12 protein-coding genes are annotated in these 17148 nt (G+C 39.3%); 11 read left to right on the plus strand and 1 reads right to left on the minus strand.

Annotated features, from left to right (window positions below):
- Positions 1-92 precede the first annotated feature (92 nt).
- The 11 genes from AAC073_RS04975 (at position 93) to AAC073_RS05025 (ending at position 16410) form a co-directional block, all read left to right on the plus strand.
- Complete coding sequence (locus AAC073_RS04975) at positions 93-302, plus strand: twin-arginine translocase TatA/TatE family subunit (protein ID WP_020888834.1); 210 nt, start codon at positions 93-95, stop codon at positions 300-302.
- 4 nt (positions 303-306) lie between these two features.
- The gene (gatA, locus tag AAC073_RS04980; RefSeq protein WP_339922741.1) at positions 307-1740 is read left to right on the plus strand and encodes an Asp-tRNA(Asn)/Glu-tRNA(Gln) amidotransferase subunit GatA; all 1434 of its coding nucleotides are present in this window, start codon (positions 307-309) and stop codon (positions 1738-1740) included.
- Positions 1741-1743: 3 nt separating this feature from the next.
- The gene (locus AAC073_RS04985) at positions 1744-3135 is read left to right on the plus strand and encodes a LysM peptidoglycan-binding domain-containing protein (protein WP_339922742.1); all 1392 of its coding nucleotides are present in this window, start codon (positions 1744-1746) and stop codon (positions 3133-3135) included.
- 82 nt (positions 3136-3217) lie between these two features.
- On the plus strand, positions 3218-4306 hold the full coding sequence (locus AAC073_RS04990; protein ID WP_339922743.1) for a DUF4837 family protein: 1089 nt from the start codon (positions 3218-3220) through the stop codon (positions 4304-4306).
- A gap of 36 nt (positions 4307-4342) precedes the next feature.
- Positions 4343-6607 carry an NADP-dependent malic enzyme gene (locus tag AAC073_RS04995; RefSeq protein ID WP_339922744.1) on the plus strand — a complete coding sequence of 755 codons (2265 nt, stop codon included), beginning with the start codon at positions 4343-4345 and terminating at the stop codon, positions 6605-6607.
- Positions 6604-7206: a Holliday junction branch migration protein RuvA gene (gene ruvA / locus AAC073_RS05000; protein ID WP_339922745.1), complete on the plus strand. Its 603-nt coding sequence runs from the start codon at positions 6604-6606 to the stop codon at positions 7204-7206. The genes AAC073_RS04995 and ruvA overlap by 4 nt, the downstream gene beginning before the upstream one ends.
- Before the next feature lie 172 nt (positions 7207-7378).
- Entirely contained in the window at positions 7379-14389 is a 7011-nt protein-coding gene (gene sprA, locus AAC073_RS05005) for a cell surface protein SprA (RefSeq protein ID WP_339922879.1), read from the plus strand.
- 52 nt (positions 14390-14441) lie between these two features.
- Positions 14442-14819 carry a glycine cleavage system protein GcvH gene (gene gcvH / locus AAC073_RS05010; RefSeq protein ID WP_339922746.1) on the plus strand — a complete coding sequence of 126 codons (378 nt, stop codon included), beginning with the start codon at positions 14442-14444 and terminating at the stop codon, positions 14817-14819.
- Between the two features lie 47 nt (positions 14820-14866).
- Positions 14867-15205 (plus strand): VanZ family protein, encoded by a 339-nt coding sequence (locus AAC073_RS05015; protein ID WP_339922880.1) that lies wholly within the window; start codon positions 14867-14869, stop codon positions 15203-15205.
- A 75-nt stretch (positions 15206-15280) separates the two neighbouring features.
- Positions 15281-15955, plus strand: coding sequence for an energy transducer TonB (locus tag AAC073_RS05020; RefSeq protein ID WP_146948280.1), 675 nt, complete (start codon positions 15281-15283; stop codon positions 15953-15955).
- Between the two features lie 92 nt (positions 15956-16047).
- Positions 16048-16410: a DUF2237 domain-containing protein gene (locus AAC073_RS05025; protein ID WP_339922747.1), complete on the plus strand. Its 363-nt coding sequence runs from the start codon at positions 16048-16050 to the stop codon at positions 16408-16410.
- 105 nt (positions 16411-16515) lie between these two features.
- Here AAC073_RS05025 and AAC073_RS05030 read toward each other — a convergent pair whose 3' ends face one another.
- The gene (locus AAC073_RS05030; protein WP_339922748.1) at positions 16516-16935 is read right to left on the minus strand and encodes an NUDIX hydrolase; all 420 of its coding nucleotides are present in this window, start codon (positions 16933-16935) and stop codon (positions 16516-16518) included.
- Between the last annotated feature and the right edge of the window lie 213 nt (positions 16936-17148).

The following is a 17148-nucleotide window of genomic DNA, read 5'->3' on the forward strand; positions in this document are numbered from 1 at the left end:
CAAAAAATTAAATACAACATGCTTTAATTCCTTTGCGTTAATAAAGCACTATCATATATTTGTAATAATTTCAAAATCAAAATAATCGAATCATGAATACATTGGGTTTTATACAAAATATCGGAGGAGGATCATTAGTGGTCATCGTACTGGTAGTTATCCTTCTTTTTGGAGCAAAAAGAATACCTGAATTGGCAAGAGGACTGGGCAGAGGTATCAGAGAATTTAAAGACGCTACCAAAGAGATTCAGGACGATTTGGAAGAAGGGCTAAAAGACGACAACAAGAAAGCAAAAAAATAATACGTTGGAAAAATTTCGTTCATTCGATGAGATAAGAAAATCGCTGGAAAAAAAGGAAACAGATTGTAAAGCGATAGTCAAATACTACTTAAGCAACATTGAAACGAAGGCGCAATTAAACGCCTTCGTTGAAGTTTATAGCCAATCCGCTTTAGAGCAGGCAGCAGCAATAGATGAAAAAATAGCTTCTGGAAAGGCTGGAAAACTGGCAGGGATGGTAATAGGCATTAAGGATGTTTTGTGCTACAATGAGCATGAAGCAAACGCCTCCAGTAAAATTCTGGAAGGTTTTGAATCCCAATTTACCGGTACTGCTGTTCAGCGTTTAATAGATCAGGATGCCATCATTATTGGAAGGCTTAACTGCGATGAATTTGGTATGGGATCTTCCAATGAGAACTCTGTTCACGGGAAGGTGCTTAATGCCATTGACGAAAGCAGGGTGCCAGGTGGATCATCCGGTGGATCTGCCGTAGCTGTACAGGCAAATCTTTGTACTGTTTCTTTAGGAACTGACACAGGGGGATCTGTCAGGCAACCAGCAGCTTTCACTGGAGTAATCGGTCTTAAACCTACCTATTCCAGGATTTCTAGATTTGGGCTTATCGCATATGCGTCGTCATTTGACACAATAGGCGTTTTCTCAAACAATATCACAGACAATGCCTTGGTGTTAGAGACAATGGCTGGACCTGATGATTATGATAGCACTTCTTCAAGGAAGCCCGTTCCCTCTTACAGTAAACTTTTGCATTTTGACAAACCTGCAAAAATTGCTTACCTAAAGGAAACAGTCGACTCAGAAGCCTTGCAACCTGAGATTAAAGCCAATACGCTTAATGTTTTAGAGAAGTTAAAAGAAGAAGGACATGCTGTGGAAGAAGTTAACTTCCCACTGCTGGACTATGTACTTCCCACTTATTATATCCTAACTACAGCTGAAGCAAGTTCAAACCTTTCAAGATTTGACGGTGTCAAGTATGGTTATAGAACGCCAAATGCCCACAATTTAGAAAGCATGTACAAGCTGACTAGGTCAGAAGGCTTTGGAGATGAGGTGAAAAGAAGGATAATGCTTGGTACTTTCGTTTTGAGTGCAAGTTATTATGATGCTTATTTCACTAAAGCCCAAAGGGTAAGGCGGTTAATAAAGGACTTTACGGAAGACTTGTTGACCAAGTATGATTATATTGTACTTCCAACAACCCCAAGTACGGCGTTTAAATTTGGAGAACATTCCAATGATCCGGTAGCCATGTATCTTGAGGATATGTTTACGGTACAAGCATCTGTTTCCGGTGTCCCATCCATTTCAATACCCAATGGAAAGGACAATAATGGATTGCCTATAGGACTTCAAATCATGGCCAATTCTTTTAAAGAAGCTGAGTTATATGCTTTTGCCAATTATCTAACTGCAGCAGCATTTAATAAATAAATTATGAGGTTAAAATCATTCTATATTCTAGTAGTGACTTTACTATTGTACATACCGACTTGGCATGTGGCAATAGCTCAGGAAAAAGCATTGAATGTATCAGTCAACCCCATGGGGGAAGAGACAGTCATGCCTTTTTATGACTACGAGCATATACCGGATTTTACCTATGAGGAGGTAGAAAAGCGTATCGCAGAAATGGATACCGATATGCCTTTTGAATTAAATGAAACTATTTTTGCCTTCATTGATTATTTCACGGTAAGAAATAGAGATTACACCCGCATGGTGCTTGAAAGACAGGACATGTACTTCCCTATGTTTGATACCTATCTTTCGGCACACAATATGCCTGAAGACATTAAGTACCTATCCATAATTGAATCTGGTCTGAATCCTAAGGCCAAATCTCGAGTAGGAGCTATGGGACTGTGGCAATTTATGCCTGCAACAGGTAAAGAATTCAAGCTTTACTACAACAGTCATGTGGATGACAGACTTGATCCAGAACTTTCAACTGAAGCAGCCATTCGTTATCTCAAAGCCCTTAACCGAAGGTACGACAATTGGGAATTGGCATTAGCTGCTTATAATTGTGGTCCTGGAAATGTGAACAAGGCCATTCGTCGCTCCGGAGGAAAAAGAACATTTTGGGAAATTTACAGGTATTTGCCTCGCGAAACCAGAAGCTATATCCCGCAATTTCAAGCCATCATGTATGTTTTGAGGTATGCTGAAGAACATAATCTAATATTGGAAGAGCCCTCCTATCCTGTTGCCTATGAGAAAGTGGATATGGGAAAAGAATATACACTAGAAAATCTGGCCAAACATACAGGGCTTTGCATTGAGGACTTGGAATATTTAAATCCATCCTTGTTGAAAAGTAAAATCCCTGATTTCGGCAAAGCGATAAGTATTAATGTACCAAAGTCAGGACACAAATTCATCACTGAAAATCAGGGATGGATTAAAGATTCTTTGAAAATCGAAACTGAAAGGTTCTTGGCTGAATTACCCGAAAGAGAACCTGTGAAACCACTTCATAGCGCTACCTACAGGGTGAGAAGTGGCGATGTACTAGGTAAAATTGCCGCGAAATATGGCGTTTCAGTAAATCAACTTAAATCTTGGAATGGTTTGTATTCTAATACGATCAAAATAGGTCAGGTACTTCATATCCACCAAGACCAGGACAACTTCGAGAAAAATCTCGCCTCAACTCAATCCATCTCTACAAATAACAACGGCGGCAAATTGTACACAGTCCAACCTGGGGACTCGCTATGGCTAATTTCAAAAAAACTAGAAGGTGTGACCATTGATCAGCTTAAAAAACTAAATAATCTGAACAATAATCAAATTAAACCTGGTCAAAAATTGATCATCGGATAATTTTCAAACTAATTTGTTAATTGTTTTTTAAGTTGCAATAAATATCCCTAAATTAGGCTTGAACAAAAATAAACGAACCATTATGAGTTTAAGATTTTGCATTATAGCCTTATTTTCAGCTCTGATTTTTGCCGGTTGTGAAAGCAATACTGGAGCAAATTCAGATAGCAACAAGCCTAAAGCAAGGGGTACTCTAGGAGAAATCATATTAGTAATTGATTCAACAAAATATGCTGGTCCAGTAGGAGATGCCCTTAAGGATGTTTTCGAATCCAATATCGAAGGTATCATTCGTGAGGAATCCATGTTTTACATGAGAAAGGTGGATCCTAGAAAAATGACAAGAATATTAAAGATGGCTTCTAATATTATATTTGTCACCACATTTGATGATAGAAGTGGCGGAAGCAGAAGTATCGCCAATCAATTTACACCTGAGTCCATTGAAAAAAGTAAGGCAGATTCTTCGATGTTTATGCTCAGAAACCAAAACGAGTTTGCTGTAGGTCAGGAAGTCCTGTATTTATTTGGCGAAAATGAGACAGAACTTATCAAAAATATAGAAGCCAACAAACAATTGTTGCAAAACCTCTTTTCCAATAAAGAGAAAGAAATATTAAGTGCTGCACTTTTTAATCGTAAAAATGGCGAAGTATCTGAGTTGGCAAAGGGTAAATTCGGTGTAGAGCTCAGTCTCCCCGCCTCTTATCAATTCGTTAAGGAGGAGGAAAACTTTATTTGGTGCAGACAACCTACTCCTAGAATAGACAAACCCGATATCAGTGTGTTCTTTTATCAAACTGCATATGAAGACGAATCTCAGGTTTTTCCAGAAAACATTATTAAGTTAAGGGACGAAATCACAAGAAATACCATTTTTGGAGATCCTGAAAAACCTGAATCCTTCATAGTTACTGAAAAACAGATACCACCAATTTTCAGAAACATCAGAATTGACGGTCAATATTCCACCGAAATGCGTGGATCTTGGAAAACGAACAACTTGTCAATGGGTGGCTCATTTTTATCCTATACAGTGGTAGATGAAGAGAAAGGAATGATTTTCTATATGGAAGGATTCGTCTATTACCCAAACGAGGCACATAGAGCTTCATTAAGAGAGATTGAGACCATTCTTCAAGCTACCAAATTCAAATTGGCAGAAGAATAAATTTCATAAAAACAGCTAATTATTTTCCCTTACGCAATGAAGATAAGAAAAGAGGATGCATTAAATTATCATGAATTTAAGAAACCAGGGAAAATAGAGGTAGTACCTACAAAACCTCTTTCCAGCCAACTGGACTTGGCCCTGGCCTATTCCCCTGGGGTTGCAGAACCATGTACTGCGATACAACACAATCCTGAAGACGTCTACAAGTATACTGCTAAGGGAAACTTAGTGGCTGTAATTTCAAATGGAACAGCTGTTTTAGGACTAGGAAACATTGGCCCAGCAGCTTCAAAGCCTGTAATGGAAGGTAAGGGCGTTTTGTTTAAAAAATTCGCTGGAATAGATGTTTTTGATTTAGAAATAGACGAGAATGACCCTGAAAAGCTAATTCAAACCATTCGCTCTTTAGAGCCTACATTTGGAGGCATCAATCTAGAAGACATCAAAGCACCTGAATGTTTTATCATCGAAAAAAGGCTTAAGGAATTAATGAAGATTCCGGTTATGCACGATGATCAACATGGTACAGCCATAATATCAGGCGCGGCCTTACTGAATGCGCTGGAAATGATCCGGAAAAAAATATGCAACATTAAATTAGTGGTAAGTGGTGCAGGCGCAGCAGCTATTTCCTGCGCAAGGTTCTATATCAAACTTGGCGTTAAGTTAGAAAACGTGGTCATGTGTGACATTGACGGGGTTATAAGAAAAGATAGAGAAAACCTTACGGATATTCATGGAATGTTCGCCACAGACAGAGACATTTATACTATCACAGAAGCCCTTCAGGGAGCGGATGTATTTTTAGGATTATCTGCTGGAAACATTATTAATCAGGACCAAATAAGAGCTATGTCTAAAAACCCCATAGTTTTTGCACTTGCCAATCCAACTCCTGAAATCAGTTACGAAGAGGCAATGGCCGCAAGAAAGGATATCATTATGGCCACCGGCCGTTCAGATTATCCCAACCAGGTGAACAATGTGATTGGCTTTCCCTATATATTCAGAGGAGCTTTGGATGTCAGGGCCACAGGGATTAATGAAGAAATGAAGCTAGCTGCGGCTTTGGCAATCGCTAACCTCGCTAAAGAACCAGTCCCTGACATTGTGAACAAAGCATATGGAGAAGCTAAATTAGCGTTTGGCAAAACCTACCTAATACCCAAACCATTGGACCCAAGGTTAATTACCACAATTGCTCCTGCTGTAGCCAAAGCAGCCATGGAATCAGGTGTAGCCAAAAGCCATATTGAAGATTGGGAAGCTTATGAATTAGACCTTCAGGAAAGAATTGGCATAGACCAACGCTTGATGTCACGCGTAGTTGCCAGAGCCAAAAAAGATCCTAAACGAGTGGTATTTGCAGAAGCCGATAACCCTAAAATTTTAAAGGCAGCTCAAATTATGCGGGATGAAAAAATAGGTATCCCAATATTACTTGGCAATAAGAGCAAAATCAAAAAACTTATCCAGGCCAACTCCCTTGATTTGGAAGACATAATAGTAATTGATCCTAACGAAGAAAAAATAAAATTAAGGCATTACGGTCAATTACTGTATGACAAAAGAAAGCGAAAAGGCTTGACCTTGTATGAGGCTAAAAAACTCATGAAAGATCGAAACTACTTTGGCGCAATGATGGTAGAAGTAGGTGAAGGTGACGCCCTAATTTCAGGCTTGACCAAGGATTACCCACGAACCATCCTCCCCTCGCTGCAAATAATTGGCGTTAAAAAAGGTGTGAACAAAGTAGCAGGAATGTACATCATGAACTCTGATAAAGGCCCGCTCTTTTTTGCAGACACCACGGTAAATGAAAACCCAAGTGCGGACGAACTGGTTGAAATAATCGGGCAAACTGCCAACGGGGTACGCTTTTTTGATATAGAACCAAAAATTGCAATTTTGTCATACTCCAACTTTGGATCAGCCAAAGGAACGGTACCACTAAAAACAGCATTGGCCACCGAAAAAGCCAAAGTGCAATATCCTGATTTAGTCATCGAAGGAGAAATGCAAGCCAATGTAGCTTTAGATGAAAGCATTCAAAAGGAAAATTACCCTTTTAGTGCCTTAATAAATAACAAGGCAAACACCTTGATTTTCCCAGATCTTGCCTCTGGAAATATCGCTTACAAATTGGTCGCTGAAATTGGTAACGCTGAAGCCATAGGCCCTATACTTTTGGGCATGAATAAATCTGTTCACATATTACAGTTGGGTAGTTCCATCAGAGAAATAGTCAATATGATAGCCATTGCGGTAGTAGATGCTCAAACCATAGAAACTGAATGATTACTTACCTAAAAGGAAAACTAGCGTTTAAAGATCCCACGCATGTAATTATAGACATACACGGAATTGGGTATGAAGTTAAAATATCATTAAACACTTATGGTAAAATAGCCGATAAGGAAGAGGTCATGCTTCATACTTATCTCCATATCAAGGAAGATGCGCATACCTTATATGGCTTTATTGAAGCCTCAGAAAAAAAGGCATTTTTAGACTTGATCTCAATTTCAGGTGTAGGGGCCAATACAGGACTAATGATATTGTCAAGCATGTCCGTACCTGAGCTCCAACAAGCCATAAGTGAAGGCGATCACCCTACTATTCAACGGGTAAAGGGGATTGGAGCCAAAACAGCACAAAGAATTGTATTGGAACTTAAAGATAAAATAACCAAGTCAGGTATTTCCGTCCCTGAGGGAGCCGGTCATGGCTTTGTACAAAACAGCAATAAATTAAAACAAGAGGCGTTACAAGCTTTGATTACGTTAGGCTTCACTAAAGCTCAGGCTGAAAAAAATATCATGACAGTTTTGAAAAAAAGTGGCCCCGATGTTTCCTTAGAAACATTAATTAAAGCATCTTTAAAGTCATCATCATAATTTAACAACGTTGGCCTTTACCTTCTCAAATATTTTTTGGAGAAAAAAGTCATTACAACACGATCACATTTTCCGTACAGGAGTGTTATTTTTAGTGTTCATGATGTCTTTATCGGGTACATATGCCCAACAAGTGCCTGCCACTATTCCATCTGACAGCTTACCAAGTCTGATGGACACTTTAAACAAAAGAAGGTCTCTACCCTCTTTTTTATTGTGGGACAACCTCAATACAAAGCCACTATATCCTTATCAAAACCCCTTTATAAGGAGAGATTCACCCTTTCTTTTAAAGCCCGAAAAAAACCAAAGGGTAGAAGTGGAAGTGGATACTGCCGTTAATTTTCAAATCTATTCAAATTTGGATTCGACTTCTTTAGACCCAGGTTATTCTTTGGATTTTGACGATTATTCACGTATGCAAGAATACCGGATAAGACAACAATACTGGAGAGACCGCTCAAGAGGCTTAGATGGAGAAAGTGCAGTTGGCGGCAGAGGCCTCATACCTCCTATTACAATGAGTCCAACTTTTGATCGGCTATTCGGAGGTAGTGAGATCACAATCGTGCCCACTGGTAATGTGAATCTGGATTTTGGGGGTATTTTCAGAAGAATAGACAATCCATCAATACCAATACGTCAACAAAAGACAGGCAATTTCAATTTCAATCAGCAAATCCAAATGAGTGTCAATGGAATGCTGGGCCAAAAAGTACGCATCGGAGCCAACTTTGACAGTAATAATTCCTTTGACTTCGAAAACCAGTTAAAAGTAGAATATGCTGGATTTGAGGAGGATATTTTAAAATCCATAGAAATAGGTAATGTAAGTATGCCTGTTCAGAATAGTTTGATCCAAGGTGCTCAAAACCTATTTGGCGTAAAGACCCAAATGCAGTTTGGGAAACTCTTTATGACAACTGTTGCGTCAACGCAAAGAGGTAGAAGAGATGAAATCGTGATTGAAGGAGGAAATCAAGGCAGACCTTTTGAAATAAGGGCTTCCGATTATGATGAAAACAGACATTTTTTCCTTGGTCATTTCTTTAGAAATAATTACGAAAACTGGTTGAGAGGTTTGCCTCAGGTACTTTCTGGTGTACAGATTACCCGATTGGAAGTATACATCATGAACAGAGCCAACAATACCGAAACCCTTCGGAATTTTGCTGCATTCATGGATTTGGGAGAAGGGCAAACAATATACAATCCCAATAATCCCAATATTGGAGGAGGTAATCCACAAGCGCCAGCCTCCAATACAGCGAACGAACTATTTAGCAATCTAAAAGGTAATCCATCATTCCGGAATTTTGAAACTGCTGCTACAGCTATAAGTAACGATCTAGGGATTGAAAGAGGGGTAGAATTTGAGCAAATAAACGGCGCAAGAAAACTAGCTGAGAATGAATACACTTTTGACAGACAGTTGGGGTACTTTAGTCTTTCCAGAAAACTTCAAAATGATGAAGTAATTGCGGTATCCTACGAGTACACTTATAATGGACAAAGTTTTAAAGTAGGAGAGCTATCTGAGGATTACCAAAATTTGTCTGAAGAAAATGTCATCTTTCTGAAAATGCTTCGTCCGGCAAGGATCAATACCAAGATCCCTACTTGGGACCTAATGATGAAAAATATATACAATCTGAATGCCAATCAGATCGAAAAAGAAGGTTTTCAATTGCAAATCATTTATAGAGATGACCGAACAGGTTTGGACAACCCCAGCCTTTTGGAAGGCGCGAATGTGAAAGACATTCCTTTAATAAGATTGTTAAATTTAGACAACTTAAACCCACAAAATGACCCTCAACCTGATGGCAATTTTGACTTTGTCAATGGATTGACAATCAAACCTCAATTAGGTTTAGTCATTTTTCCCGTCATTGAGCCCTTTGGTAAAACCCTTGAAAGTTATTTTTCCCCTGCAGAAGTAAACCTTAAAGACAAATACGTATACGACACATTGTACCGAACCACACAGGCAGATGCAGAATTAGTCACCCTATTGAACAAGTACTACCTAAAAGGCAGTTTTAGCTCAGGTTCGGCTTCAGAAATCATGTTGCCTGGCCTCAACATCAGTGAAGGCTCGGTCATCATAACAGCAGGAAACATCCCACTTACAGAAGGGGTGGATTATACAGTGGATTATAATATAGGCAGGGTCGTAATTATCAATGAAGGTATCCTTCAATCCGGTAAAACGATTAGTGTTAGCTTTGAAAAAGCTGATTTAGTTTCCTTTCAAACAAGAAGTTTACTTGGAACCCGGCTGGATTATATGGTCAATGAAAATTTTAATATTGGTGGTACCTTTTTGTACCTGAATGAAAGACCCAATATTTCCAGAATTGCTACAGGAAATGAAACCTTAAGAAATAGCCTCTGGGGTCTCGATGTCAATTACAATGATGAATCCCTGTTCCTTACCAAACTGGCCGATGCACTCCCCTTTACCGAAACCAAAGAAAAATCTTTAATTCAGTTTAGTGGGGAATTCGCTCACCTTATTCCAGGGACTTCCAACCAGGTGGATGGAGAAGGTGCATCTTATATTGATGATTTTGAAACGGCTATCATTCCTTTTAACCTAGGAACAGGCACTCAAAACTGGAAGATTTCTTCTACCCCTGCCACCGCAGAAAATAAATTTGACCTTAGTCAGTTGACAGAAGACAGATTAGGTAGTGCTTATAGAAGAGCTCGGTTATCCTGGTATACAGTGGACAATGTCTTTTATAGGTCTTCAGGTACAGGAGTCCCTTCGAATATATCCACAGAGGACAGAAGAAATCATTATGTAAGAAGGGTACTTCCGCAAGAAATTTTCCAAGGAAGGTATCGAGACTATATGATTACAAATGAACCTCTTTTTGATTTGGCCTATTTCCCACATGAGCGTGGCATGTATAATTTCAATTCGAGTCTCAACAGTGACGGCCTACTGCCCAATCCTAGAGAAAATTACGGAGGAATCACCAGAGCCATTACATCGGAAGTAGATTTTGACAGGACGAACATTGAATACATAGAATTCTGGATGATGGATCCCTTTATTACAGGTGAAAACGGCAGGGTATTGGATGGTGTTTTCAATGAGAACAATACCACTGGTGGTAAGTTGGTTTTCAATCTTGGAGAAGTATCTGAAGATGTGATTGTGGACGGCAGACATGCATTTGAAAACGGACTTCCGGCAGATGGATCCGAAACAAGTACCTCAACCAACGAATGGGGAAAAGTAACCAGTCAGCAATTTTTGACCCCTGCTTTTGACAACTCCCCGGAGGCTAGAGAAAACCAGGATGTAGGGCTAAATGGTCTGAGTAGCGAAGAAGAGGTTGAATTTTATGGCGCCAGGTATATCAATAGACTTAATGTGAATTCACAAGCATTGCAGAAAATACAGGCTGACCCCGCGGCTGATGATTTCCAATATTACCTTGATCCAGCATTTGATAACAACGATATAAAAATTCTAGAACGATACAAGAAATTTAACGGCCTGGAAGGCAATACACCTATTACAGCCAATAGTAATTTGCCATACACTCCATCTGGCTCTAACATCCCTGACAATGAAGACCTCAACAATGACAACACCATCAACGAGGTAGAGAGTTATTATGAATATGAGATAGATTTACGCCCAACTGGTTTAGAAGTCGGTGAAAACAATATCGTAGACAAGGTTTCCTCTATAGAAAATGGCGAAGAAGTCGATTGGTATCTTTTCCGCATACCCATCCGTCAGCCAAGCGCCACTTACGGCAATATTTCGGGTTATAAATCCATTCGATTCATTAGGACCTATCTAACAGATTTCCAACAACCAGTGGTCCTAAGAATGGCTCAGTTTAGGTTGGTAGGTAGCCAATGGAGAACCTTTCAAGAATCATTGTTTGAAAAAGGCTTTTCTGAAATACCTGAGCCAGACAATTCCAATCTGACCGTTGGTGTGGTAAATATTGAAGAAAACGGACAAGGCAGCGACAATCAAAGCCCTTATGTATTGCCTCCAGGCATCAATAGAGACAGGGACAATACCTCAACCGTAGAAAGACAACTAAACGAACAATCCCTTCGCTTGTGCATCGACAACCTTCAAAGCAGAGACTCAAGGGCAGTCTTTAAAAATGTAAATCAAGACCTCGTACAATATGGTCGGCTAAAGATGTTTTTGCACGCCGATAGTCAGGATGCACAAGACGGGGAGTTATCGGCCTTTTTAAGATTGGGTACAGATTACACCGACAACTACTATGAAATAGAGGTACCCCTAAATATCACTCCAACAGGCACTAGGGACCCGAGCCAAATCTGGCCTTCGGAAAATGAAATAGATGTGGCATTTGATGAAATAGTAGGCGTCAAAGCAGAAAGAGACAATAACCAGCAACCTCAAAACCTCCCCTACTCTGTCATGGTGAGGCAATATAAGATCACCGTTGTTGGTAGGCCTGAATTAAGTTATATTCAAGGAATGATGATAGGTGTTCGAAACCCTGGAATCGGTGGCGCTAGTAAATCTATCTGTCTTTGGGCCAATGAATTGAGGGCTACAGACTTCAATAAGTCTTCTGGATGGGCAGCCAATGCGCGTCTAAATGCTCAAATTGCAGATGTAGCTACCATTTCTTCTTCCATCCGACACAATACCTTCGGCTTTGGAGGTTTAGAAACCCGCCTTTCTGAAAGAGCAAGAGAGTCGACCACTCAATATGACGTTTCTGCCAATGTCAACGTAGATAAACTGTTACCAAAAGGACTTGGGGTAAGTATACCGCTGTATGCAAGTATTGAAAACTCTTCTACCAAACCAGAGTTTGACCCACTCAATCCAGATGTACCTTTCGAAATTGCACTTCAGAAATTCAGGTCAGATACTGAAAAAGAAGAATATCAGAACCTGGTGATGGATCAATCCAAAAGCAGGAATTTTAGTCTTAATAACGTAAGAAAGTTAAAAAACCCTGAGAAAGAAACCAACCGCATCTATGCATTAGAGAACTTCTCCTTTTCCTATGCTTACGGCTCCGTTACACAAAGTAATATTCAGCTAGAGAGCTACAATTATGAAACCACACGTGGAAGCATTGCTTATAATTATCAACCTGACCCGCTAATAGTCACTCCTTTCAAAGGATGGGGGATATTTAATAGCCGTTATTTGCAACTGTTTAAAGACTTCAATTTAAACTTTTCACCAAGTCTCATTTCGGCAAGATTGGATGTGGACAGGCGTTTTATGCGAACTCAAAATAGGAATGATCTATTGACTACTGCAGGCGTTGATCCACTTTTCCAGAAAAGCTTCTATTTAAATCGTTTTTATAGCCTCAATTGGGACTTGACCGAAAATCTATCCTTTGATCTAAGCTCAAGTGTAAATGCTGTAGTAGATGAACCAGAAGGAGATTTAGACACGGAGGCAAAACTAGATTCTTTGAGAAACAATATAAAAAAACTAGGAAGGACGACCAATTACAACCAGCAAGCTGTCGTCAATTATAAAGTCCCACTAGACAAGTTTCCGCTTACCGACTGGATAAGTGCTGACCTAAGGTATGAAGCTACCTATGGCTGGATCACCGGGGCCCTAGGTCAAAGGGATACGCTGGGCAATGTAATTCAGAATTCTAGAGACAGGTCGATTTCAGGCAAGCTTGACTTGGTTCAATTGTACAATAAAAATAAAAGGCTCAATGCGCTAAATTCACCTAAGAGACCTACAATTCCAGGTAGACCTACTCCAAATGCAGATGAACCAGAAGATGGTGAAAAAGAAAAAGTACTTTCAACTGACGGATTTGGATCAAATTTATTAAGGTTCATGATGATGTTAAAGGATGTAAACTTTAGGTACCAGATCACGCAAGGTACTTACCTCCCTGGCTATATGCCCAATACAGGGCTATTTGGCATGGATAGAAGTTTTATCAATCCGGGCCTAGGTTTTATTTTCGGTGAACAGAATAGTAGCATTAGGTACAATATGGCCAATAGAGGTGCATTGGCTTCCAGTTCTTCATTGACGCAAGCTTTTAGTCAGAACGAATCCAGAAACCTTCAGCTTAGCTCATTGATAGAACCCATTAAAGACTTTAAAATCACGCTTGAGTTTAGGAAGCGAGAAAACGGAAACTACAGTGAAATATTCAGGAGAAATGGCCCTGGGGAAGACGACTTTGCATCCATTAATCCTAACAGGCTAGGAAGCTATAGTATTTCCTATAATGTACTTAAAACCGTTTTCAGCAAACAGGACGCTCAAAATAACTCTCCATTATTTGCAGAATTCGAAAGCTACAGAGCTGTCATTCAATCTCGGCTTGAAATTGAAAACCCTGGAGGAAGCTATAATGTGAATGGACAAGATGTATTAATTCCTGCATTTCTAGCAGCTTACTCAGGTCAGGCAGCTACTGACATTGCCCTGAATCCATTCCCTAAAATGCCTTTACCTAATTGGAGAGTGGAATACAGAGGATTGGCAAGATTACCCGCATTGAATGAATACTTTTCATCAATAAATTTGACTCATAATTACACTTCATCTTATGAAGTAAGTAATTTTTCTAATGCGCTTATTTACCAAGAAGGATTAGAGTTGTACAACACTTTACAGCGCCTTCCTATGGCGAGTATGACAGATGAATTTGGTTCTTATATTCCGATAATGATCCTGAATCAAGTAGTGATATCGGAAAGGTTTGCACCTCTGATAGGTGTGGACTTGCTTACCAAAGACCGAATGAATATTAGCTTTGAATACAACACCGAGAGAAACATTGGTTTGAACTTTTCCAATGCACAAGTTACCGAACAAGGCAGTCAGGATTTTAGGTTTGACCTTGGATATACCAAAGCAGGTGTGAAAGTTCCTTTCAAGATACAGGGAAGGCAAGAAGTACTTAACAATGACCTTACGATTCGAGTGTCTACCAGAATTGTAGACACCAACACGATCCAGAGAAAAATAGAAGGAGAGCATACACTTACGAACGGTAATCTTAACGTTCAAATAAGGCCTAGTGTAGGATATGTGGTCAATCAAAAACTTAATATTCAATTCTATTTTGACAGAACCATTAATGATCCAAAGGTTTCTACTGCCTATAGAACTAGTTCCACAGCATTTGGTGGACAATTAACATTTAATTTAAGTCAATAATTTTTTGTACTATCTAGAAACATCGTATTTTTGAACAGTTAAAACATTTAGCATGAAATTTCCAGAAGATTTAAAATACACCAAAGACCACGAATGGGTCAAAATAGACGGTGAAACTGTTACTATAGGAATAACTGATTTCGCCCAGAAAGAATTGGGGGACATTGTTTTTGTAGAAGTAGAAACAGTAGGTGATTCCATGGATTCCGGAGAGGTTTTCGGAACCGTAGAAGCAGTAAAAACTGTTTCTGATTTATTCATGCCTATCAATGGTGAGATTCTTGAACTGAACAGTCTTCTGGAGGACTCTCCTGAATTGGTAAATGAAGACCCCTATGGAGAGGGTTGGATGATCAAGGTGAAATGGGATCAGAAAAATGATACAGATTTACTGACGCAAGAAGAATACAAAAACCTTATAGGACAGTAATTCATTTGAGAGAAAAAGTCACTCTTGCACTACTCTGGTCATTTGGCATGGCTTATGCTCTATTTAGCCCAGCTAGCAATGTACCGGATATACCAAAATTCTATGGATCAGATAAGGTCATTCATTTTGGGATGTTTGTGGGTATGGCTTTCTTGTGGAACCGAGTGGTGCGTCATAACGTAAACATAAATAGGAAGAATAGCACGAAATTATTTACTAATTATTTAGTTTTATGGATTTTTATTGCTATATTGACAGAGTATTTACAAAGATTGGTACCAGGAAGGTCATTTGACTATTTTGATATTATCACGAATATTGTAGGCGTAATTATAGGTGCAGGTATTTTTATTTATTTGAATAAGAGGGGCAGCGTCCTTGTATAAATAAAAATTATTTGTTATGATTGTTAATTGGAATTATTAAACTGAATCAACAAAAATTAAAAAAGAGTTATAACCATGGAAGCCAAAAAAACACCAAAAGCTGACTTAACCAAAAAGACGGGAATGTTCCTAAATCTTGGGTTAATGGTCAGTGTTGGTCTGGTCCTCTTTGCCTTTGAGTACAAATCATTTGACGATGGTTTACTTAAAGACCTTGGATCGATCGATGATGACTTTGAGGAATTATTAGACATTCCGATTACGGAACAACCACCTCCACCGCCGCCACCAGTAGAGCAGCCGGAGATTAAAGAAATTCCTGATGAAGTGGAAATCGAAGAAAAAATTGAAGTTAACTTCGACGTAGATGTTCAGGAAGAAACAGTAATCAAGGAAGTGGTAATCGAAGAAGCTCCTGTTGTTGAAAAAGCAGATGAGATCTTTGATGTTGTGGAAAACATGCCAACCCCTCCGGGTGGAATGGAAGGATGGAACAAGTATCTTTCTAAAAACCTAAAATACCCCACTCAAGCAAGAAGAATGGGAATTGAAGGAACTGTTTACGTAGTATTCGTAGTAAATACGGATGGATCTATCCAAGATGTTGGTATCCTTAGGGGTGTTGGCGGAGGATGTGATGAAGAAGCCGTAAGAGTTGTGAAAAATGCTCCAGCTTGGGAACCAGGGAGACAAAGAGGTCGACCAGTTAGGGTAAAAATGAGATTGCCTATCAGGTTTAAATTGAGCTAATCGCTTTATTAAAATCTAGGTAAACAAATAGATATAAAGTGCCATGAATGAAAATTTCATGGCACTTTTTTAATTTTACTTCCCCTAAAAATATGGCTAATAATGTATTTGGCGAACCACTTATCCCCTGTTGCCTTTCCCCAATAACAGGTTTCTACAGGGATGGATACTGCCAAACGGATGCACTTGATACCGCAAAACATACCGTGTGTGCCGTGATGACTGAAGACTTTCTAAATTTCAGCCTTGCAACAGGCAATGACTTATCCACTCCAAGACCAGAATACGACTTCCCTGGGCTTAAACCGGGTGACAAGTGGTGCGTTTGCCTTACCAGATGGCTCCACGCTTATCAAGAAAAAAAGGCACCGGGTGTAATTCTTGAGGCAACACATGAAAAAACCCTCGAACTCATTCCGCTTGAAGAACTGATTAAATATGCGGTGAAAAATTAAGACAACCGATCTACTAAAGAAATTCTATTGTTCAATCTGTCACATTACAGATTTGAGCACTGTAACTAAAAAGCTTAAAACTAAATCCTGAAATGTAGCGCAGCCTTATAAGCCAGCGCTTTTAATAATATCCAGGTGGTCAAATGCTAGGGCAGGAAGTTCGGAAATAGAAAACCAAGCGACCTCCTGACTGTCTGATCCAGCCTTTACCTTCTCCAATAAGGCCTTATCGACTTCAAACAGATAAGCCACACTTACAGTCCATCCCCTGGGATCTCTCCCCTCTTCCCCAAAAACACCTAATAGATGGCCTCCTGTGAGTTGAAGGCCTGTTTCTTCATGCAATTCCCTTAAGCATCCGTTTATAGGCAGTTCATTCTTCTCAACAAAACCACCTGGTAATGCCCATTTTTCTTCAAAAGGAGGATTTTTTCTATTAATCAATAAGATTTTGTAGGCTTCAGCACAATATACCACAGCATCAGCTGTAAAGGCGGGTCTTGGATAATCATACGTGTATGGCATTTTATTTTTAGTTAATTCCCCAACAAATATCTGACAAACTTATTAAAACCAACCCTCATTAAGGTAAACTACAAGCAGCGCTATTTTCCTAATCGCAATTTCCCAAACGAATAAACACTACAAAAGGTTAGCTGTATTAGTTTTTGAGCAACAACAGTAAAAAAAACAGGGATGGAAAGTTTACCAAAGCTATTAACTTGATAACACTCCCAC

Origin of the sequence: uncultured Cyclobacterium sp. (genome assembly GCF_963977555.1) — a bacterium.
Lineage (GTDB): Bacteria > Bacteroidota > Bacteroidia > Cytophagales > Cyclobacteriaceae > Cyclobacterium.

Bases quoted from the DNA above. Each gene is read 5' to 3' on its own strand.
- AAC073_RS04975 (WP_020888834.1), top strand. From the start codon at position 93: ATGAATACATTGGGTTTTATACAAAATATCGGAGGAGGATCATTAGTG.
- AAC073_RS04985 (WP_339922742.1), top strand. From the start codon at position 1,744: ATGAGGTTAAAATCATTCTATATTCTAGTAGTGACTTTACTATTGTAC.
- AAC073_RS04990 (WP_339922743.1), top strand. From the start codon at position 3,218: ATGAGTTTAAGATTTTGCATTATAGCCTTATTTTCAGCTCTGATTTTT.
- AAC073_RS04995 (WP_339922744.1), top strand. From the start codon at position 4,343: ATGAAGATAAGAAAAGAGGATGCATTAAATTATCATGAATTTAAGAAA.
- ruvA (WP_339922745.1), top strand. From the start codon at position 6,604: ATGATTACTTACCTAAAAGGAAAACTAGCGTTTAAAGATCCCACGCAT.
- sprA (WP_339922879.1), top strand. From the start codon at position 7,379: ATGGACACTTTAAACAAAAGAAGGTCTCTACCCTCTTTTTTATTGTGG.
- gcvH (WP_339922746.1), top strand. From the start codon at position 14,442: ATGAAATTTCCAGAAGATTTAAAATACACCAAAGACCACGAATGGGTC.
- AAC073_RS05015 (WP_339922880.1), top strand. From the start codon at position 14,867: ATGGCTTATGCTCTATTTAGCCCAGCTAGCAATGTACCGGATATACCA.
- AAC073_RS05020 (WP_146948280.1), top strand. From the start codon at position 15,281: ATGGAAGCCAAAAAAACACCAAAAGCTGACTTAACCAAAAAGACGGGA.
- AAC073_RS05025 (WP_339922747.1), top strand. From the start codon at position 16,048: ATGGCTAATAATGTATTTGGCGAACCACTTATCCCCTGTTGCCTTTCC.
- AAC073_RS05030 (WP_339922748.1), bottom strand. From the start codon at position 16,935: ATGCCATACACGTATGATTATCCAAGACCCGCCTTTACAGCTGATGCT.